The sequence below is a fragment of the Pseudoxanthomonas sp. Soil82 genome (assembly GCF_040446535.1).
Classification (GTDB): domain Bacteria; phylum Pseudomonadota; class Gammaproteobacteria; order Xanthomonadales; family Xanthomonadaceae; genus Pseudoxanthomonas; species Pseudoxanthomonas kaohsiungensis.
Window position 1 is genome coordinate 1,142,862 of record NZ_JBEAAK010000001.1, and the last position, 19,907, is coordinate 1,162,768.

The 19,907-nt window shown below is 69.7% G+C and carries 13 protein-coding genes; 12 read left to right on the top strand and 1 reads right to left on the bottom strand.

Features of this window, described 5'->3' with window-relative positions; genetic code table 11:
• Window positions 1–289 precede the first annotated feature (289 nt).
• The 10 genes from purL to ABKA19_RS05225 all read left to right on the top strand — a co-directional run bounded on the left by purL (window position 290) and on the right by ABKA19_RS05225 (window position 16,125).
• Window positions 290–4,339, top strand: coding sequence for a phosphoribosylformylglycinamidine synthase (purL, locus tag ABKA19_RS05180; protein ID WP_353687955.1), 4,050 nt, complete (start codon window positions 290–292; stop codon window positions 4,337–4,339).
• Between the two features lie 268 nt (window positions 4,340–4,607).
• Window positions 4,608–5,462, top strand: coding sequence for a glycosyltransferase family 2 protein (locus ABKA19_RS05185; protein ID WP_353687956.1), 855 nt, complete (start codon window positions 4,608–4,610; stop codon window positions 5,460–5,462).
• Entirely contained in the window at window positions 5,459–6,310 is an 852-nt protein-coding gene (locus ABKA19_RS05190) for a glycosyltransferase family 2 protein (RefSeq protein WP_162376231.1), read from the top strand. Before ABKA19_RS05185 ends, ABKA19_RS05190 begins: the two co-directional genes overlap by 4 nt.
• A gap of 128 nt (window positions 6,311–6,438) precedes the next feature.
• The gene (locus ABKA19_RS05195; RefSeq protein ID WP_353687957.1) at window positions 6,439–6,990 is read left to right on the top strand and encodes an NADPH-dependent FMN reductase; all 552 of its coding nucleotides are present in this window, start codon (window positions 6,439–6,441) and stop codon (window positions 6,988–6,990) included.
• Window positions 6,991–7,618: 628 nt separating this feature from the next.
• The gene (locus ABKA19_RS05200; RefSeq protein WP_353687958.1) at window positions 7,619–10,783 is read left to right on the top strand and encodes a TonB-dependent receptor; all 3,165 of its coding nucleotides are present in this window, start codon (window positions 7,619–7,621) and stop codon (window positions 10,781–10,783) included.
• 188 nt (window positions 10,784–10,971) lie between these two features.
• A complete protein-coding gene (locus tag ABKA19_RS05205) occupies window positions 10,972–11,727 on the top strand; it encodes a SapC family protein (protein ID WP_353687959.1) in 756 nt (251 codons plus the stop codon).
• Window positions 11,728–11,730: 3 nt separating this feature from the next.
• Window positions 11,731–12,753 carry a cupin-like domain-containing protein gene (locus tag ABKA19_RS05210; RefSeq protein WP_353687960.1) on the top strand — a complete coding sequence of 341 codons (1,023 nt, stop codon included), beginning with the start codon at window positions 11,731–11,733 and terminating at the stop codon, window positions 12,751–12,753.
• Window positions 12,754–12,870: 117 nt separating this feature from the next.
• On the top strand, window positions 12,871–14,502 hold the full coding sequence (locus tag ABKA19_RS05215) for a tryptophan halogenase family protein (RefSeq protein WP_353687961.1): 1,632 nt from the start codon (window positions 12,871–12,873) through the stop codon (window positions 14,500–14,502).
• A gap of 7 nt (window positions 14,503–14,509) precedes the next feature.
• Window positions 14,510–15,211, top strand: coding sequence for a DUF6445 family protein (locus ABKA19_RS05220; RefSeq protein ID WP_353687962.1), 702 nt, complete (start codon window positions 14,510–14,512; stop codon window positions 15,209–15,211).
• A 113-nt stretch (window positions 15,212–15,324) separates the two neighbouring features.
• Entirely contained in the window at window positions 15,325–16,125 is an 801-nt protein-coding gene (locus ABKA19_RS05225) for a DUF3667 domain-containing protein (protein ID WP_353687963.1), read from the top strand.
• A 107-nt stretch (window positions 16,126–16,232) separates the two neighbouring features.
• Here the strand turns inward: ABKA19_RS05225 and ettA are convergent, their stop codons facing one another.
• Window positions 16,233–17,894 carry an energy-dependent translational throttle protein EttA gene (ettA, locus tag ABKA19_RS05230; RefSeq protein WP_353687964.1) on the bottom strand — a complete coding sequence of 554 codons (1,662 nt, stop codon included), beginning with the start codon at window positions 17,892–17,894 and terminating at the stop codon, window positions 16,233–16,235.
• Window positions 17,895–18,099: 205 nt separating this feature from the next.
• On the opposite strand from ettA, the gene glyA reads away from it, so the two are divergent.
• Together glyA and nrdR are read left to right on the top strand one after the other, a co-directional pair.
• The gene (gene glyA, locus ABKA19_RS05235; RefSeq protein ID WP_353687965.1) at window positions 18,100–19,353 is read left to right on the top strand and encodes a serine hydroxymethyltransferase; all 1,254 of its coding nucleotides are present in this window, start codon (window positions 18,100–18,102) and stop codon (window positions 19,351–19,353) included.
• 11 nt (window positions 19,354–19,364) lie between these two features.
• Window positions 19,365–19,904 carry a transcriptional regulator NrdR gene (gene nrdR, locus ABKA19_RS05240; RefSeq protein WP_162376221.1) on the top strand — a complete coding sequence of 180 codons (540 nt, stop codon included), beginning with the start codon at window positions 19,365–19,367 and terminating at the stop codon, window positions 19,902–19,904.
• Window positions 19,905–19,907: the final 3 nt, after the last annotated feature.

The window sequence follows — 19,907 nt, forward strand, 5'->3', positions numbered from 1 at the left end:
GCGGCACGCGCGCCGTGGATCGCTGCCTCGATGGCCTGCAGGAGCGCAGCTAGCCGGCGACACGGGCCCCGGTAGAACGAGGACGTTGGCTGTGCCAACGCCCTCGCGTCGCGGGCCAGCCCGGTTCCTGCAACAGCGGGGCGCCTGATCACCAAGGGGATCACGCGTGCCCGCGGTGCCGGGATGGGGGCAGCTCCGGCCCCGCCTGGCGCTCCTTCCCGTCCGTCCGGTCCCGGTGCGGCCGGCTCCGGTACAATGGCCAGCCTTTCCCCCTGCGACTTCACCGGACATGATCGTCCTCGAGGGCGCGCCCGCCCTTTCGCCGTTCCGCCGGCAGCGGCTCCAATCCCGCCTGCAGTCCCTGGTCCCCGGCCTTCGCATCGAAGGCGCCTGGCACGTCTACTTCGTCCAGCCCGGCGACGCCGCGCCCGATCCGGCCGCGCTGCACCGCATCCTCCAGGCCGGCGACGGCCAGTCCCCGCTGGCCGGGGGCGCGCGCTCGTACTTCGTGGTGCCCCGCCTGGGCACGCGTTCGCCCTGGTCGAGCAAGGCCACCGAGCTGCTGCAGGGTGCCGGACTGGCGGTGTCGCGGGTCGAGCGCGGCCTGCGGCTGGACGTCGCCGGCTGGCCGGCCGACGCGGCGACGCAGGCGGCGGTGGGTAAGCTGCTGCACGACCCGATGACCCAGTCGCTGCTGGAGTCGCGCGACGCGGCGCAGGCGCTGTTCGCCAGCCCGGCGCGCAAGCCGCTGGAGCGCATCGCGCTGGCCGACCTGGAAAGCGCCAACCGCCGCCTGGGCCTGGCCCTGGCCGACGACGAGATCGACTACCTGCGCGCGCGCTATTCGGAGCTGGGGCGCGACCCGTCGGACGTCGAGCTGATGATGTTCGCGCAGGCCAATTCCGAGCACTGCCGGCACAAGATCTTCAACGCCAGCTGGACCATCGACGGGCAGGAGCAGGAGCGCTCCCTGTTCCGGATGATCAAGAACACCCACCAGAAGACGCCTCAACATACCTTGAGCGCGTACAGCGACAACGCCGCGGTGATCGAGGGACACCTCGCCGCGCGCTACCGCCCGGATCCGGCGACCGGCCAGTACCGCACCGAAGCCGCGGTTCCCTCGGCGTTCCAGATCAAGGTCGAGACCCACAACCACCCGACCGCGATCGCGCCGTTCCCGGGTGCCTCCACCGGTGCCGGCGGCGAGATCCGCGACGAGGGCGCGACCGGCCGCGGCGGCAAGCCCAAGGCCGGCCTGACCGGTTTCACGGTGTCGCACCTGCGCATCCCCACCCTGCCGCAGCCGTGGGAGGCGCCACGCGCGCTCAACCCGCGCATGGCGCCGGCGCTGGAGATCATGCTCGACGGCCCGCTGGGCGGCGCCGCGTTCAACAACGAATTCGGCCGGCCGAACCTGCTGGGCTACTTCCGCAGCTTCGAGCTGGCGCAAGGCCACACGGCCGATGGAAGCCCCCTCAGCCGCGCCTACGACAAGCCGATCATGCTGGCCGGCGGCCTGGGCGCGATCGACCGCATCCAGGTCGACAAGATCCGCCTGCAGCCGGGCGACGCGGTGATCGTGCTGGGCGGGCCGGCGATGCTGATCGGCCTCGGCGGCGGCGCGGCCAGTTCGGTGGCCTCCGGCGAGAGTGCCGAGGACCTGGATTTCGCCAGCGTCCAGCGCGACAACCCGGAGATGGAGCGCCGCTGCCAGGAGGTCATCGACCGCTGCGTGGCGATGGGCGATCGCAACCCGATCCACTTCTTCCACGACGTCGGCGCCGGTGGCCTGTCCAACGCCATTCCCGAACTGCTGCACGATTCCGGCGTGGGCGGTGTGATCGACCTGGCCAAGGTGCCGACCGACGATCCGTCGCTGTCGCCGCTGGAGCTGTGGTGCAACGAATCCCAGGAGCGCTACGTGCTCGGCGTGCCGGCCGACCGGCTCGAGGAGTTCGCCGCGATCTGCGCGCGCGAGCGTTGCCCATTCGCAGCCGTCGGCGTGGCCACCGCCGAGGAGCGGCTGGTGGTGGGGTATGGCGCGACTGTCGAGAGCGTCTACGGTATCGCGGCGGAGCCCTCCGGCCCGGCGCAGCGCGCCGGGCGTTCGGATGCGCCGCGCGGCAGTGCCGCGCAAGCGGAAGCACCGGTGCCCGGCCCGCAGGCGCAGCCTGCGGGCGTTCGCGAAGGCGCGGACCAGTGGTCCGCAAGCGCCTCCGCTCACCCCATCGACCTGCCGATGGACGTGCTGTTCGGCAAGCCGCCGAAGATGCACCGCGACACGACGCACCCGGGCGCCGCACCCTGGCCGGCGCTGTCCACCACATCGCTGGACCTGCACCGGGCCGGGCTTCGCGTGCTCGCGCATCCGACCGTGGCGTCGAAGAACTTCCTGGTCACCATCGGCGACCGCAGCGTCGGCGGCCTGACCGCGCGCGACCAGATGATCGGTCCCTGGCAGCTGCCACTGGCGGACTGCGCGATCACGCTGGCCGATTTCGACGGCGTCGCCGGCGAGGCCATGAGCATCGGCGAGCGTACCCCGCTGGCGCTGCTCGATTCGGCGGCCGCCGCGCGCATGGCGGTGGGCGAGGCGATCACCAACCTGTGCGCCGCGCCGGTGGAGGCGCTCGACACGGTCAAGCTGTCGGCCAACTGGATGGCGGCCTGCGGGCATCCGGGCGAAGACGCGCTGCTGTACGACGCGGTGCGCGCGGTCGGCATGGAGCTGTGCCCGGACCTGGACATCTCGATCCCGGTCGGCAAGGACTCGCTGTCGATGCAGGCGCAATGGCACGCCGATGGCCAGGCGCACAAGTCGGTGTCGCCGGTCTCGCTGATCGTGTCGGCGTTCGCCCCGGTGGTGGACGTGCGTGGGCAGCTGACCCCGCTGCTGGCCGATGGCGACGACAGCGAGCTGTGGCTGATCGGCCTGGGTGGTGGCAAGCAACGCCTCGGCGGTTCGGTGCTGGCCCAGGTGCACGCCGGCGACGAGGCCGTGCCGGCGTTCGGCGGCGACGTGCCGGACCTGGACCATCCGTCCCGCCTGCGCAGCTTCTTCGAGCTCATCCGCGACGCGCGCGAGGCCGGCCTGCTGCTCGCCTACCACGACCGCGGCGACGGTGGTGCGTTCGCCACGCTGTGCGAGATGGCGTTCGCATCGCGCCGCGGCCTGGACATCACCCTGGATGCCTGGGGCGACGACCCGTTCCGCACCCTGTTCAACGAGGAGCTGGGCGCGGTGGTGCAGGTGGCCGACGAGGATCGCGCGGCCTTCGCCGACCTGGTCGAGCGCCACGCGCTGACCGAGTACACCCAGCGCATCGCCCGCCCCACCGCGGTGCCCCGGGTGCGCGTGCGGCGCGAGGGCGGGCTGCTGGCCGAGTGGCGCTGGGAGGAGCTGTTCGACGCCTGGTGGTCGGTCACCCACGCCATGCAGAAGCTGCGCGACAACCCCGACAGCGCCGACCAGGAGCGGGCGGTCGCGCGCGACTTCGCCGCGCCGGGGCTCAAGCCGGGCCTGACCTTCGATCCAGCCGATGACGTCGCTGCCCCGTTCGTCAACACCGGGGCGCGGCCGCGCGTGGCGATCCTGCGCGAGCAGGGCGTCAACAGCCACATCGAGATGGCCCGCGCGTTCGAGCGCGCCGGTTTCAGCGCGTTCGACGTGCACATGAGCGACCTGGTCGCCGGCCGCGCGTCGCTGGAGGGGTTCGCCGGCCTGGCGGCCTGCGGCGGCTTCAGCTACGGCGACGTGCTCGGCGCCGGCCGCGGCTGGGCCACCTCGATCCTGGAGCGGGCGACGCTGCGCGAGGCGTTCGCCGCGTTCTTCGCGCGGGCCGACACCTTCTCGCTGGGTGTGTGCAACGGCTGCCAGATGATGAGCCAGCTCAAGGACATCATCCCCGGCGCCACCCATTGGCCGAAGTTCCTGCGCAACGCCAGCGAGCAGTTCGAGGCCCGCACCAGCCTGCTCGAAGTGGTCGAGTCGCCCTCGATCCTGCTGCGCGGCATGGCCGGCTCGCGGATCCCGGTGGCGGTGGCCCATGGCGAAGGCCGCGCCGAGTTCGACAGCCCGGTCGACCAGGCCGCGGCGCGGGTGGCGCTGCGCTACGTCGACGGCGACGGCCGCGCGGCCGCGCAGTACCCGCTCAATCCCAACGGCTCGCCCGACGGCATCACCGGCCTGTCCAGCGAGGACGGGCGCGCGACGATCCTGATGCCGCACCCGGAGCGGGTGGCGCGCAGCGTCAACCTGAGCTGGCATCCGGCCGGCTGGGGCGAGGATTCGCCGTGGATGCGCATGTTCCGCAACGCGCGGGTGTGGGTCGGCTGACGGCCTGCACCGACGCCCGCCAGGCGCGCGCGTGCCGGCGCCGACGCAGCGGGGCTCGATCGACGAATCGCGCCCGCCGGCAGGCAGCCGGGCGGCATTGACGCGGACAGGCGCGCATGCGATGCGCGCGATCGCATGCAGGCGCCCGCGGGTGCTGCCCTGGGTTCGCGGGTAGAGGCGTCCGCGCCTTCCGCCGCCGCTGCCGCGCGTTCCGGGTCGCGCCCCTGCTAAAGTCACCGCCGTTACCGAAACGAGTCCGCGTCGAACCGTGAGCGACTTGCCCATCGTGCTGCTGCCGCTCGGCGCCGACGAGGATGCACTCGATGCCTGCCTGGCCGCGCTGGAGTCAGCGACCCCGGCCGGCACGCGGGTGTGGCTGGGCGACGGGGCCCAGGCCGGTCCACGCGGCATCGCCATCGTCGAGCGCTGGCTGCAGCGGACCCGCCTGCAGGCCGAGTACACGCGCCGCGGCCAACCGGTCGCCGAGTCGGCGCACCTGCAGGAGATGCTGCACGCCTGCGGCGATGCCGACGTGGTCGTGCTGTCGCCCGATGCGCAGCCCCTGCCGGGCTGGCTCCCGCAGCTGGCCGCCTGCCTCGCGCGCGACGCCGCGATCGCCACCGCGACGCCGTGGTGCAATGCCGGGGAGACCGCGGCCTGGCCGCGGCTCGGCGAGATCTCGCCTGCGCCGCCCGAGCCGGCGCTGACCGCACAGGCCTGTGCGGCGATGCCGCCCCGGCACCCCGAATTGCCGGCCGCCGTCGGCCACGCGGTGGCGTTGCGCGGCAGCGCCCGGCTGCGGGCAGGTGGCCTCGACACCGCCAGCTTCGGCTCCTGGTATGCCGCGCTGACCGACCTCTCGCTGCGCCTGTCCGGGCTGGGGTGGCGCAACGCGCTGTGCGAAACCGCATTCGTGGCCCGCCTGGGCGAAGGCGGGCCGGCCGACGGCGACCTCGACGCATTGGCCGCCCGCTGGCCGGCCTGGCATTCGCGCCTGGCCGCATTCCTGATGCACGATCCGCTGGCGGAAGCGCGCGCGAAGCTGCTGGCCCTGCACGGGCAGCTGCGCGACAGCCCCCAGCACGACCTGTTCGGCGCGCCGGCGGGGGAGGCGGGTCCATGAGCGGAAGCGAAGGCGAGGCGATAGCCGCCGTCGTGGTCAGCTACCAGAGCGCGTCGACGCTCGACGCTTGCCTGCTGCGCCTGCGCGCGGCGCGCGACGTGGCCCAGATCCGGGTGGTCGACAACGGTTCCGACGACGGCACGCTCGAGATCCTCCAGCGGCATGCCTTGGCCGATCCGCGCCTGCGCTTCGTCGCCAATCCCGACAACCCGGGGTTCTCGGTCGCCTGCAACCAGGGCGCGGCCGACAGCGATGCGCCCTGGCTGGCGTTCGTCAACCCCGACCTCCAGGTCCGGCCCGACTCGCTGGAGCGGCTGCGCCGGCACGTCCAGGCACTGGGGGGCGAAGCGGTGGTCGGCGCGGACCTGCACGGCGAGGACGGCCAGCGCGATGGCGCCGCGCGCCGGCGCGATCCGGATTTCGCGGCGATGCTGCGATCCCCGGCGGCCGCCGCGCGCCTGGACGTGGCGATGGACCCGGCGCAACCCCTGCAGGAGGTCGACGCGGTGTCGGGTGCGTTGATGATGGTTCCGCGGGCGTTGTTCACGCGCATCGCCGGGTTCGACGAAGGCTACCGCCTGCACGCCGAGGACCTGGACCTGTGCCGGCGCGCGCGGCAGGCGGGTGCCCGCGTCGCGGTGGCCAACGACGTGCCGGTCCTGCACGTGCGTGGCGTGTCCAGCCGCTCGCGGCCGCTGTTCGTCGAATGGCACAAGCATCGCGGCCTGTGGCGCTACTTCAGCAAGTTCGAGGCCCCGCGCCGCGGCGTCGCCACGCGCGCGGCGGTGCTGGCGGCGATCTGGGCGCATTTCTTCGTTCGCCTGCCGTCCGCGCTGCGCGCGCGCTGAACGCTGCGGGCGCAGGTTCCGCTGCTGCCTGGCCTCCGCCGCGGCGAGCCCGCGCCAATGAGGACGTTGCCGCGTCGGCTATGCTGCGGCCCATCCGGACGCGCGCGGCGAACCGGCGGAGGCATGCGATGGCCAGGATCCTCGGCATTTCCGGCAGCCTGCGGGCTGGCTCATTCAACACCGCCCTGCTGCGCGCCGCGCAGGAGCTGGCCGTTCCCGGCGTGGAGCTGGAGCTGGCGACGCTGCACGGGTTCCCGCTGTACGACGGCGATCTCGAGGCGCGCGAGGGGCTGCCGCCGGCGGTGCAGGCGCTGAAGGCGCGCGTGCTGGCCAGCGATGCGCTGCTGCTGGCGACGCCCGAATACAACAACGGCATCCCCGGCGTGTTCAAGAACGCGATCGACTGGCTGTCGCGACCGCCCGCGGAGATCCCGGCCGTCTTCGGTGGCCGGCCGGTCGCGCTGGTGGGCGCGTCGGCCGGCGGTTTCGGCACGATCCTGGCCCAGGACGCGTGGCTGCCGGTGCTGCGCACGCTGGGCAGCCGGTTCTGGGCCGGGGGCCGTCTGCTCGTGTCCCGTGCGGGCCAGGCATTCGACGCCGATGGCCGGCTGGTGGACGAGCGCACGCGCGCGCAGCTGGCGCAGTTCCTGGCCGCCTACCGGGACTCGCTCCGAAGGTAACCGGTATCAATCCGCGCCGCGTACGACGGACGGACAGCGCTGACAAATGGAGCTGTTGACGCCAACGGCGTCGGTAATACGACCAGAACGTCCCGACTGTGCTTCCCGGTGCGAGTAAACGCGTCCGTGTGGAATTCCGTTTCCATATGCCTGGCAGGAAACTTATTCCGGCTCCGCGTGGCCGTTGCCGGGGCAACGGGATTTCTGCTGCGGTGCACTGTGACAGCGTCGATACACGCGTGTTATGTCTTGCGCCACCAAAGAATGTTAGCGCTATCAGTTTGGGTGGTCCGCCAGGAGGGCGGCCGCCGCGGTGCGTGCCGGCGAACTCGTCGACCGCAGCGTTGCCAGAAGGTATGCCGATCCGATTTGTGCCGGGGGAAACCGCATCACCGGCAGGCGGGACGGGCCTGGTTCGTGTACGGCTGTACGGGTCGTCGACCGCGATCCGAGTACGCCCGAAGAGGGCGACATCCATAAATCGAAGCAACAAGAGGGGAGGGTAGGCAGATGAGCAGCAGGTCGCAGTGTCTCGCGCTGTCAAGGGCCGCGCCGGCGAAAGCCGTGCCGGGGATGGGGTACCGGGTGCCCCGGGCCAACCAACAACAGCGCAGCTGAGGACACGTCCATGAATTCCAAGTTGAAGCGTTTCAAGTCGCGGGCGATGTTCACCATCGTCGGCGGCGTCATCATCATCAATCCGGCGTTCGCCCAGACTCCGGCGCAGGACGACGCGACCACGCTGGACACCGTCGTGGTCACCGGCATGCGCAGCAGCCTCGACCAGTCGATGAACCTCAAGCGCGACACACCCGGCATCGTCGACGCGATCAGCGCCGAGGACATCGGCAAGTTCCCCGACACCAACCTGGCCGAATCCCTGCAGCGCATCACCGGCATCTCGATCGAGCGCCGCGACGGCGAGGGCGCCACGGTCACCGCGCGCGGCTTCGGCCCGCAGTACAACATGGTCACCCTCAACGGCCGCCAGGTGCCGGGCGCCGACGGCTTCGGCAGCGGCGGCCTCGAGATCGGCGGCGTCGGCTCCGGTACCCGCGCCTTCAACTTCGCCCAGCTGGCCTCCGAGGCGATCAGCGGCGTCACGGTCTTCAAGACCGGCCGCGCCGACGTGCCCAGCGGCGGCATCGGCGCCACCATCGACATCCTGACCGACCGTCCGTTCAACCACGCCGGCGGCGAGATCGTCGCCAGCGCCGGCGCCAAGGTCGTCTCCGACCAGTCGCAGGTGTTCGGCAGCGACGCCACCCCGGAAATCTCGGGCATCTTCAGCTACGCCAACGCGGACAAGACCTGGGGCGTGGGCGTCAACGCCAGCTACCAGAAGCGCCACGGCGGCTCGATCCAGGCCACCGAGAACACCTGGAACGTCGCCCGCTGGACGGGTACGGATTCGCGCCTGCGCCCGGGCGCGGTGGTCGAGAACGCGCCCGAGATCGGCCAGCTCTACAGCATGCCGAACGACCTGCGCTACGCCTTCCAGGACTTCGAGCGCGAGCGCATCAACGGCCAGGCGGTGCTGCAGTTCGCGCCGTCCGACGCGTTCACCTTCACCCTCGACTACACCTACTCGACCAACGAGATCGCCCAGAACCGCGGCGAGCAGACCATGTGGCTGCAGAACAGCCTCAGCCACGTGACGTTCGACGACAACGCCGACGTCGCCACCCCGGTCTACATCCGCGACATCGCCGGCGGCAGCAAGGACTTCGGCTTCGAGCAGCAGCGCGACGAGCAGAAGTACAAGCTCGGCTCGCTGGGCCTGAACGCGAAGTGGCAGGTCAACGACCGCTTCTCGCTGAACTTCGACGCGCACGACACCAAGGTCGAAAGCCTGCCCAACGACCCGATCACCGGCGGCAGCTCCACGGCCTTCAGCTTCGCCGGCCTGGCGCCTAATCCGGCGGTCAACAACTGGACCCAGGAGTACTGGTTCAACAGCGGCCTGCCGATCATGACGCGCACGCTGTTCCCGACCGTGGGCGATGCGATCGCCAACACCAACGGCGTCGTCAACCCCGATTTCGCGCCGGAGCAGCTGGGTTCGCAGATCCTGCGCATCTGGTCGACCCGGCAGGAAAGCCAGGTCAAGCAGGGCCGCATCGACGGCATCCTGGACTTCGACGCCGGCCGCTTCCAGTTCGGCGTCGACTCTTCCAAGGTGTCGATGCGCCGCCTGAACGTGGACGGCCACGCGCACCTGATGACCTTGGGCAACTGGGGCGTCAGCGACGTGGGCCAGGTGCCGGGCATGACCGCGCTGCTGGACCAGCTGAGCATCGTCGACCTGTTCAAGGACTACGGCACCGCCGGCGCGCCGCGTGGCGCATGGTGGGGCCAGGCCAGCCAGCTGGCGCAGTGGGCCGAACAGGCCTGCGCCGACGGCAGCGCCCCGGCCGTCTGGCCGGAGTGCGACACGGTCAGCTCGAAGGTGCGGACCACCTACGACAACGACAACATGGTCGAGGAGAAGACCAACGCGGTCTACGTGCAGTGGTCGATGGACGGCCAGCTGGGCAGCATGCCGACCTACACCGTCGTCGGCCTGCGCTACGAGGAGACCGAGCTGACCTCGACCTCCGTCATCCAGGTGCCGAATTCCATCCGCTGGATGTCGAACAACGACTTCACCGTCGTGCGTTCCGACGAGCAGCTGCCGTTCTCCGAGAAGAACGAGTACGACTACCTGCTGCCCAACCTGGACTTCAGCATCGATTTCATGGATGACCTGAAGGGCCGCTTCTCCGCCAGCAAGACCATCGCCCGTCCGCCGTACGGCAACCTGTACGCCGGTCCGAACCCGGGCGCCCCGAGCGGCTCGGTGCTGTTCGGCGAGCAGTTCCGCGCCACCGGCGACGCCCAGAACCCGTCGCTGATGCCGCTGGAGTCGGTCAACTTCGACATCGGCCTGGAATGGTACTTCGCCCCGTCCAGCTTCATCGGCATCACGTACTGGAACAAGAAGGTCGACAACTTCATCGGCAACACGGTCGTCCGCGAGAACCTGTACGGCATCACCGACCCGACCTCGGGCCCGGATGCGCAGGCGGCGCTGGCGTTCATCAACAGCGCGGCCTGCCAGGCCCAGGTTACCGGGGCTGGCAACGACCCGGCGGAAGGCTGCGTGGGCAACTACACCACGCTGTTCACCGCGCTGGCGCTGCTGCGCAACGCGTCGGCCACCGGCGGCCTGGCGGCCTACAACGGCAGCAACGCCCAGGTCATCGACATGGAGACCCGGTTCGACATCTTCGGCGAGGCGGACGACCCGCTGTACCAGTTCGACGTCAACCGCCCGATCAACCAGCAGTCGGCCAAGCTGGACGGCTGGGAAATCGGTGGCCAGTACTTCTTCGGCGACAGCGGCTTCGGCATCCTGGCCAACTACACCATCGTCGATGGCGACGTGGGCATCGACCGCGCCGCCGACCCGGGCTCGGACGTGTTCGCGCTGACCGGCCTGAGCGATACGGCCAACGCGGTGCTGATGTTCGAGAAGTACGGCTGGTCCACCCGCCTGGCCTGGAACTGGCGCGACGAGTACCTGCTGGCGGCCAACCAGAACGGCAACAACCGCAACCCGTACTTCGTGGAGGAGTACAAGCAGTTCGACTTCGCCGTCGCGTACAGCTTCAACCCGAACCTGACGGTGTCGCTGGAAGCGATCAACCTGACCGGCGAGGACGTACGCTGGAGCGCGCGCAGCTACAACCAGATGGTTCGCCTGGTCGACCAGTCGCCGCGCTACATGGTGGGCGTCCGCTACGAGTTCTAAGAGGCATACTCCCGGAGATGTACTTCCAGGCTTTGCTTTGATTGGCCGGGACCGCTGCTCGCGCAGCGGTCCCTTTTTTTGCAGCTGGCCGGGCGCGCGCCGACTTGCGGGCGCCCGGCGTTTCTGGAATCGTCGGTCCACGGCGCCCGGCGCGACCCGCGCCGGATCCGGACCCCCTTGGAGCCGAAATGGCCCGCTACGAACTGCTCAACAACATCACCCACAAGGACCTTCGCGTCTCCACCCGCTTCGGCACCGAATTCGGCGACAACCTCGGCATGGTCCAGGCCTTCCCGACCGAGTTCGCCGAGCTCCAGCGCGAGTACCCGATCTTCTTCCGCAAGGATTCCGGCGGCGAGTTCCAGGCGGCAGCGCTGCTGGGCTTCGACCACCACGAGAACCTGTTCCTGCAGGGTGGCGGCTGGAATGCCGCGTACCTGCCGGGCGCGGTCGCCCGCGGCCCCTTCCTGATCGGCTTCCAGGAGCAGCAGGTCGACGGCCAGGTGCGCAACGAGCCGGTGATCCACGTCGACCTGGACCACCCGCGCGTGATCACCGGGCAGGGCGAGCCGGTGTTCCTGGCGCAGGGCGGCAACAGTCCCTACCTCGAGCACATCATCACGGTGCTGCGCGGCATCAACGACGGCGTCCAGGCCGGCAAGGCCATGTTCGCCTCCTTCCAGGCGCTGGAGCTGATCCAGCCGATGACCCTCGACGTCCGCTTCGACGACAACCACGGCGTGAACCTGACCGGCCTGTACGGCATCGACCGCGAGCGCCTCGCCGGGCTGGATGCCGCCTCGCTGCACGAGCTGCACCGCGCCGGCTGGCTCGAGGGTGCCTACCTGGTGCTGGCCTCGCTGTACAACATGCGCAGGCTCATCGCCGAGAAGCAGCGCCGCCTGCGCGAGCAGGACGCCGGCGGACAGGGCAGGGCGGCCTGAGCGATGTTCGAGGGGCTCGCCAGCGTTCGCGTCCTCGAGGGCTGCACGCCCGATGCACTGCCGCTCGAATCGCTGCTGCAGGAAGCCGAACCCACCGTGCTCAGGGGCCTGGTCCGGGACTGGAGCCTGGTGCGGGCCGGCCTGGAGTCGCCACAGGTGGCGATGGCGCAGCTGCGCGAGCACTACAACGGCCGCCCCGTCCATTACTCCTGGGGCGAACCGGCCACCGCCGGGCGCCCGTTCTACAACGAAGGATTCACCGCGCTGAACTGCGAGGTGCGGCGGGGCGGGCTGGACCAGGTGCTCGACGAGCTGGCCTCGTACCTGGACGATCCGCACCCGCCCACCTACTACGTGGCCTCGCTGCTGGTGGACAGCTGCCTGCCCGGGCTGCGCGCCGGCAACGACCTGGACTTCGCCGCGCACGGGGTCGACGCGCCGCCGGCGATCTGGATCGGCAACCGGGTCACCGCCTCCTGCCACTACGACGCACCCAACAACATCGCCTGCTGCACGGTGGGGCGGCGGCGGTTCACGGTGTTCCCGCCGGACCAGATCGGCAACCTGTACCCGGGTCCGCTGGAGCCCACCCCGGGCGGGCAGGCGGTCAGCGTGGTCGACTTCACCGCGCCCGACTTCGAGCGCTACCCGCGCTTCCGCCAGGCCCTGGAGACGGCGCGCACGGTCGTGCTCGAACCGGGCGACGCGATCTTCATCCCGAGCATGTGGTGGCACCACGTGCAGGGGCTGGATCCGTTCACCGTGCTGGTCAACTACTGGTGGGCCAGCATGCCGGCCTGGATCCCCACGCCGATGCACGCGCTGTACCACGCGCTGTGGGCGATCCGCGACCGGCCCGAGCGGGAGAAACTGGCCTGGCGGGAGGTGTTCGACTACTACGTGTTCGGTCCGGCCGACCGCGCCGGCGCGCACCTGCCGGAGCAGGCGCGCGACATGCTCGGGCCGTTCGACGAGACCATGGCGCGCAGGATGCGCGCCTTGCTGATCGGCAAGCTCAATCGCTGAGGGTCGAGGCGCGGCGCGCCGGGGCCTTCGGATCACAGGGCGCGTGGATGTCGCACGCGCCGCCAGGTCCGCCGCGGCTGCCGCGGCGGGTTCGACAGAGAAAATGGGGAGTGCGTCTTGGAGAACAACCGGATTCGCAAGGTCGTGATCGCCGGCGGCGGCACCGCCGGCTGGGTGGCCGCGTGCGCGCTGACGCACCAGTTCCGCGACCTGCTCGACATCACCCTGGTGGAGTCCGAGCAGGTCGGCACCGTCGGCGTGGGCGAGTCCACGATCCCGACCATCCGCACGTTCCACCGGCTGCTGCAGATCGACGAGCGCGAGTTCCTCAGCTCGGTCGCCGGCAGTTTCAAGCTGGCGATCTCGTTCGAGAACTGGATCCGGCCGGGCACGCGCTACATCCATCCGTTCGGCACCACCGGCGTGAATACCTGGTCGTGCGATTTCCACCAGTTCTGGCTGGAAAGCCTGCGCCGCGGCATGAAGAGCGAACTGGGCGACTACTGCCTGGAGACCGTGGCCGCGCGCCATGACCGCTTCGCCCTGTTCGATACCGGCCAGAATGCCCAGCAGTGGTCGATGCGCTGGACCAAGGCGGCCACGGCGATGAACCGTGGCGACGTGAGCTACGCCTACCACTTCGACGCCGGGCTGTATGCGGCGTTCATGCGCGTCCAATGCGAGGGCCGCGGGCTCAAGCGCATCGAGGGCAAGATCGCCCAGGTACGCCAGCATCCGGACAGCGGCTTCGTGCAGGCACTGGTGCTGGAGGACGGGCAGGTCATCGAAGGCGACCTGTTCATCGACTGCACCGGCGCGCGCGCGTTGCTGAGCGAGCAGGCGCTGCACACCGGTTACGAAGACTGGAACCACTGGCTGCCGAGCAACCGCGCGGTGGCGCTGCAGACCGAAGCCGACGGACCGGCGGTGCCGTACACGCGCGCGATCGCGCACGAGGCCGGCTGGCACTGGAAGATCTCGCTCCAGCACCGGATCGGGTGCGGCATCGTGTTTTCCGATGCGCACATGTCCGACGATGAGGCGACGGCCAAACTGCTCGCCGAGAACCCGTCGAAGCCGCTGCGCGACCCGTGGATCATCCCGTTCCGCACCGGGCGACGGCGCAAGGCCTGGAACAAGAACGTGATCGCGCTCGGGCTGGCGAGCGGCTTCATCGAGCCTCTGGAGTCCACCAGCATCCACCTGACCCTGAGCGCGGTCACCCGCCTGGTGCAGTTCTTCCCCTCCGAGGGCATCAGCCAGGCGGCGGTGGACCGCTTCAACCAGGTCAGCCGCCAGGAGCTGGAGCACGTCCGCGACTTCGTCGTGATGCACTACCACCTCAACCAGCGCGACGAGCCGCTGTGGAAACAGTGCCGCGAAATGGAACTGCCACCGGGCCTGGCAGAGCGCATCCAGGTGTTCCGCGAGACCGGCTACGCGTGGCAGGGGGAGGACGAACTGTTCCGCCTCGACTCCTGGACCCACTGCATGCTCGGCCAGGGCGTGGTGCCCCGCACCCACCATCCGCTGACCCGCGCGCTGTCGGACGCCGATCTCAAGCGCCTGCTCGAGAGCGTGCGCAAGCCGATCGATGCCGCTGTGGCGGCCATGCCCAGCCAGGAGCAGTTCATCGACAGCTACTGCAAGGCGCCGCCCTCGGCCTGGGAGCAGATGTACGCGCGCGCCCGGCAGCATGAGCGGGTGACCGGCAAGATCGCGGGCCTCGACGGAGGTCTGGCCCGGTGATGCGCGGATGCTGATCCAGCCGCACCCCGAACTGCGCCTCCAGGTGCGGCGGATCGGCGCCGAGGGTGCGCCGCTGCTGGTGGTCGACCAGCTGGTGGCCGACCCCGATCGGCTGGTGCGCAAGGCCGCGCGCTCGCAGTTCGCGCCGCAGGGCGCGATGTTCCCCGGGATCCGGGTGCGTGCGCCGCTGTCGTACGAGGCGTTCCTGGAGCGGCTGATCCGGCCGCTGATGGCCGAGGTCTTCGGGCTGCCGCAACAGGCGCGGCTGTCGTTCCCGATGTGCCATTACTCGCTGGTGACCCAGCCGCCGCAGAAGCTGGCGTTCCTGCAGCGGATCCCGCACATCGATTCGGCCACCGGCCGTGGCCTGGCCACGGTCCACTACCTGTTCCGGCAGGGCTGGGGCGGAACCGCGTTCTACCGCCACCGAAGCACCGGCTACGAGTACGTGGACGAGGCGCGCGAGCTGCCGTACTTCACCCGCCTGCAGGAGGAGAGCGGCGGCGCCGACGCGCCGGGTCCCGGCTATATCGGGGAAGACACCCCGCTGTTCGAGCGCGTCGACAAGGTCGATGGCGTCTACAACCGCATGCTGGTGTACCGGCGCAACTCGCTGCACTCGGCCACGATCGACAACGCCAACGTGCCGCCGCCCGACCCGCTCACCGGGCGCCTGTCGATCAACACCTTCATCGACGTGCTGGCGTAGCCGCGCGGGTGCGGGGCGCCGGCGTCGCAACCTTGCCCGCGCGGAGCCGGCGGTATTGAGCGCCGCCGCGGCGTCGCCCTATGATGCCCTGCGCTGCGGTCAGGGGGACGGCGATGTCGGAAGCAAGGGAATGTGCCAACTGCGGGCGCGCCATCGACGGCGTGGAGCAGAAGTTCTGTCCGGCCTGCGGCCAGCCCACGCCGGCGCCCCGCATCGACTGGCATTACCTAATGCACGAGTTCGAGCACACCGTGCTGCACATGGATCGCGGCATCCTGTACTCGCTCAGGGAGCTGATGCTGCGGCCCGGCCGCCTGATGCGGGATTACCTCGAAGGCCGGCGGGCCCGCCAGGCCAAGCCCCTGTTCCTGTTGATGGTCATGGCCGCGGTGGTGGTATTCCTCAGCAGGTACATCCTGGGCGGCGGCGTGATCGATGCATCGTTGCCGCAGGTCGATTTCCAGGCCGCCGAAGCAGGCGGCGGGAGCTCGCTGGACCCTGCGGCGATGCAGGCAGCGTTCGCCGCGGTTGGAGATCTGATGGATCGGAACTTCGCGGCGTTTACCTTGTTGCTGCTGCCGGTCGAGGCGGCGGCGTTCCGGATGGCATTCGGTCGCGTCGGCAGGTTGAACTATCCGGAATGGCTGGTGATCACCGCATTCCTAACCGTGCAAGCGTTCGTCCTCTGGATCATCGCGCTTCCACTGCAACGCTGGTTCCCGTACGTGCAGAGCTTGGTCATGTGGGTGGGGATGGGGTACGGCGTCTTCTCGCTGGTCCAGTTCTTTAGCGGCTATCCGCGCTGGAAATCCGCATTGCGGGCGATGGTGGGTTTCGGGGCCTTCATGCTTGCCGGCGGTTTGGTCACCGTAGCCCTGGTAGTAGCGTTGCTGGTCAGGGTGATGGCCGGCTGAGGACAGGCGCCAATGGTGTGCTGATCGTTGCTGGCGCGACTGATCGCGAGAAAACGAAACGCCCGCCTTGCGGCGGGCGTCGTGCTGAACATTAAGGCGCTTGAAGCCTACTTCAGCGCCTTGAACCGCAGCCGGTGCGGGCCCGCGTCGTCGCCGAGGCGGCGCTTCTTGTCCTCCTCGTACTCGCGGTAGTTACCCTGGAAGAACTCCACGTGCGAGTCGCCCTCGAAGGCGAGGATGTGGGTGGCGATGCGGTCCAGGAACCAGCGGTCGTGCGAGATCACGAAGGTGTTGCCCGGGAACTCGAGCAACGCGTCCTCCAGCGCACGCAGGGTTTCGATGTCCAGGTCGTTGGACGGTTCGTCCAGCAGCAGCACGTTGCCGCCCTGCAGCAGGGTCTTGGCCATGTGCAGGCGGCCGCGCTCGCCGCCCGACAGCGTGCCGACCAGCTTCTGCTGGTCCTGGCCCTTGAAGTTGAAGCGTCCGATGTAGGCGCGCGACTGGATCTCGATGCCGTTGATGTTGAGGATGTCCAGGCCGCCCGAGACTTCCTGGAACACGTTGTGGTTGCCTTCGAGCTTGTCGCGGCTCTGGTCGACGTAGGCCAGGTTGACGGTCGGGCCGATGTCGATGCTGCCCGAATCGGGTTTCTCCTGGCCGGTGATCATCCGGAACAGGGTCGACTTGCCGGCGCCGTTGGGGCCGATGATGCCCACGATCGCGCCCGGCGGCACCGAGAAGCTCAGGTCGTCGATCAGCAGGCGGTCGCCGAACTTCTTGGAGACGTTCTTGAACTCGATGACCTTGTTGCCCAGGCGCTCGCCCGGCGGGATGAAGATCTCGTTGGTCTCGTTGCGCTTCTGGTAGTCGACCGACTGCAGCTCGTCCAGGCGCGCCAGGCGGGCCTTGCCCTTGGAACGGCCGCCCTTGGCGTTCTGGCGCGCCCACTCCAGTTCCTTGGCGATGGCCTTCTGCCGCGCCTTCTCCTGGTTCTCTTCCTGCTTGAGGCGCTCTTCCTTCTGCTGCAGCCACTCGGTGTAGTTGCCCTTCCACGGGATGCCGCGGCCGCGGTCCAGTTCCAGGATCCACTCGGCGGCGTTGTCGAGGAAGTAGCGGTCGTGGGTGACCGCGACCACGGTGCCGGTGTAGCGGGCCAGGAACTGCTCCAGCCACTCCACCGATTCGGCGTCCAGGTGGTTGGTCGGTTCGTCGAGCAGGAGCATGTCCGGCTTCTGCAGCAGCAGGCGGCACAGCGCGACGCGGCGCTTCTCGCCGCCGGACAGCTTGCCGACCACCGCATCCCACGGCGGCAGGCGCAGCGCGTCGGCGGCGATTTCCAGCTGCTGCTCCAGGGTGCTGGCGTCGCCGCTGGCCAGGATCGCCTCCAGGCGCTCCTGTTCCTTGGCCAGGGCGTCGAAGTCGGCGCCGTCCTCGGCATAAGCGGCGTAGACCTTCTCCAGCGCCGCCTGGGCCTGCAGCACCTCGCCCACGCCTTCCTCGACCGCTTCGCGCACGGTGTGCTCCGGGTTCAGGCGCGGCTCCTGCTCCAGGTAGCCGACCTTGATGCCGGGCTGCGGGCGGGCCTCGCCCTCGAAGTCGTTGTCCACGCCGGCCATGATCCTGAGCACGGTGGACTTGCCGGCGCCGTTCAGGCCCAGGAGTCCGATCTTGGCGCCCGGGAAGAAGCTCAGCGAGATGTCCTTGATGATCTGCCGCTTGGGCGGGACCACCTTGGACACGCGGTTCATGGTGTAGATGTATTGCGACATGGGGGTGCTGGCTCCGCAGACAGGCGGCGCGGCCGCCGGTATACGGGCCACGCGGGGAAGGACGGGAAGGAGGCGATTATCCCGGATATGGGGGCGGGGCGCCAAATCGCCAGGCCCGGGCGGGCCCTGGTCCGGCGGGCCCGGCGCGGCCCGAAGGGCTACAATTGGCGGCCCCACCCCCCGATTCCCATACCCTGGAGCCCCGATGTTCCCGCGCGATGCCCGTATCGAAGGTTACGACCCTGAACTGGCCGCGGCCATCGCCAGCGAGGCGCGCCGCCAGGAAGACCACGTCGAGCTGATCGCCAGCGAGAACTACGCCAGCCCGCGCGTGCTGGAGGCCCAGGGCAGCGTGCTGACCAACAAGTACGCCGAGGGCTACCCGCACAAGCGCTACTACGGCGGTTGCGAGTACGTGGACATCGCCGAGCAGCTGGCGATCGACCGCGTCAAGCAGCTGTTCGGCGCGGACTATGCCAACGTGCAGCCGCATTCGGGCTCGCAGGCCAACCAGGCCGTCTATTTCGCCCTGCTGCAGCCCGGCGACACCATCCTCGGCATGTCGCTGGCCCACGGCGGCCACCTCACCCACGGCGCCAAGGTGAACGCGTCGGGCAAGCTGTTCAACGCCGTCCAGTACGGGGTCAACGACCAGGGCCTGATCGACTACGACGAAGTCGAGCGCCTGGCCGTGGAGCACAAGCCGAAGATGGTGGTGGCCGGCTTCTCGGCCTACTCGCAGCAGATCGACTGGGCGCGTTTCCGCGCCATCGCCGACAAGGTCGGGGCGATCTTCTTCGTGGACATGGCCCACGTGGCCGGCCTGGTCGCCGCCGGCGTCTACCCGAATCCGCTGCCGCACGCGCACGTGGTCACCTCGACCACGCACAAGACCCTGCGCGGCCCGCGCGGCGGCATCATCCTGGCCCAGGGCGCCAGCGAGGACCTGGTCAAGAAGCTGCAGTCGATCGTGTTCCCCGGCATCCAGGGTGGCCCGCTGATGCACGTCATCGCGGCCAAGGCGGTGGCGTTCAAGGAGGCGTTGGAGCCGGAGTTCAAGGCCTACCAGCAGCAGGTGGTGAAGAACGCGCAGGCGATGGCGCAGACGCTGGTCGCGCGCGGCTACCGGATCGTCTCCGGCGGCACCCAGAACCACCTGATGCTGGTCGACATGATCGGCAAGGACGTGTCCGGCAAGGACGCGGAGGCCGCGCTGGGCAAGGCCCACATCACCGTCAACAAGAACTCGGTGCCCAACGACCCGCGCTCGCCGTTCGTGACCTCGGGCCTGCGCCTTGGCACCCCGGCGGTGACCACCCGCGGCTACACCGAGCAGGACTGCGTGGACCTGGCCCACTGGATCGCCGACGTGCTCGACGCGCCGGCCGACGAGTCGGTCATCGCGGCGGTGCGCGCGAAGGTCACCGCCCAGTGCGCCAAGTACCCGGTCTACGGCTGACCGCCTAGTCCATGCACTGCCCGTACTGCCAGCACACCGACACCCGCGTGATCGACTCGCGCGTGTCCGAGGACGGCGCCACCATCCGGCGGCGCCGCGAATGCGAGGCATGCGGCGAGCGCTTCAGCACCCTGGAGACGGTCGAGCTCAAGCTGCCGGCGATCATCAAGAACGACGGCCGGCGCGAGGCCTTCGACGCGCGCAAGCTGCGCGTGGGCTTCGACCGCGCGCTGCAGAAGCGGCCGGTGGCCGAGGAGCAGATCGAGGCGGCGGTGCGCGCGGTGGTGCATGCGGTTCGCATGAGCGGTGAGCGCGAGCTCAATTCGCGCCGGATCGGCGAGTTCGTCATGGACGAGCTGCGCAAGCTGGACCACGTCGGTTACGTGCGCTTCGCCTCGGTCTACCGCAGCTTCGAGGACGTGGCCGATTTCCGCGAGGAGATCGAGAAGCTCGAGCGCGACCTGCCGCCGGGCAGCGGCCAGCTGCCGCTATTGCAGGGCGGCGAGGTCGTGTCCATCGACAAGCACGCCGACCGGCAGAAGAAGCGCTGAGCG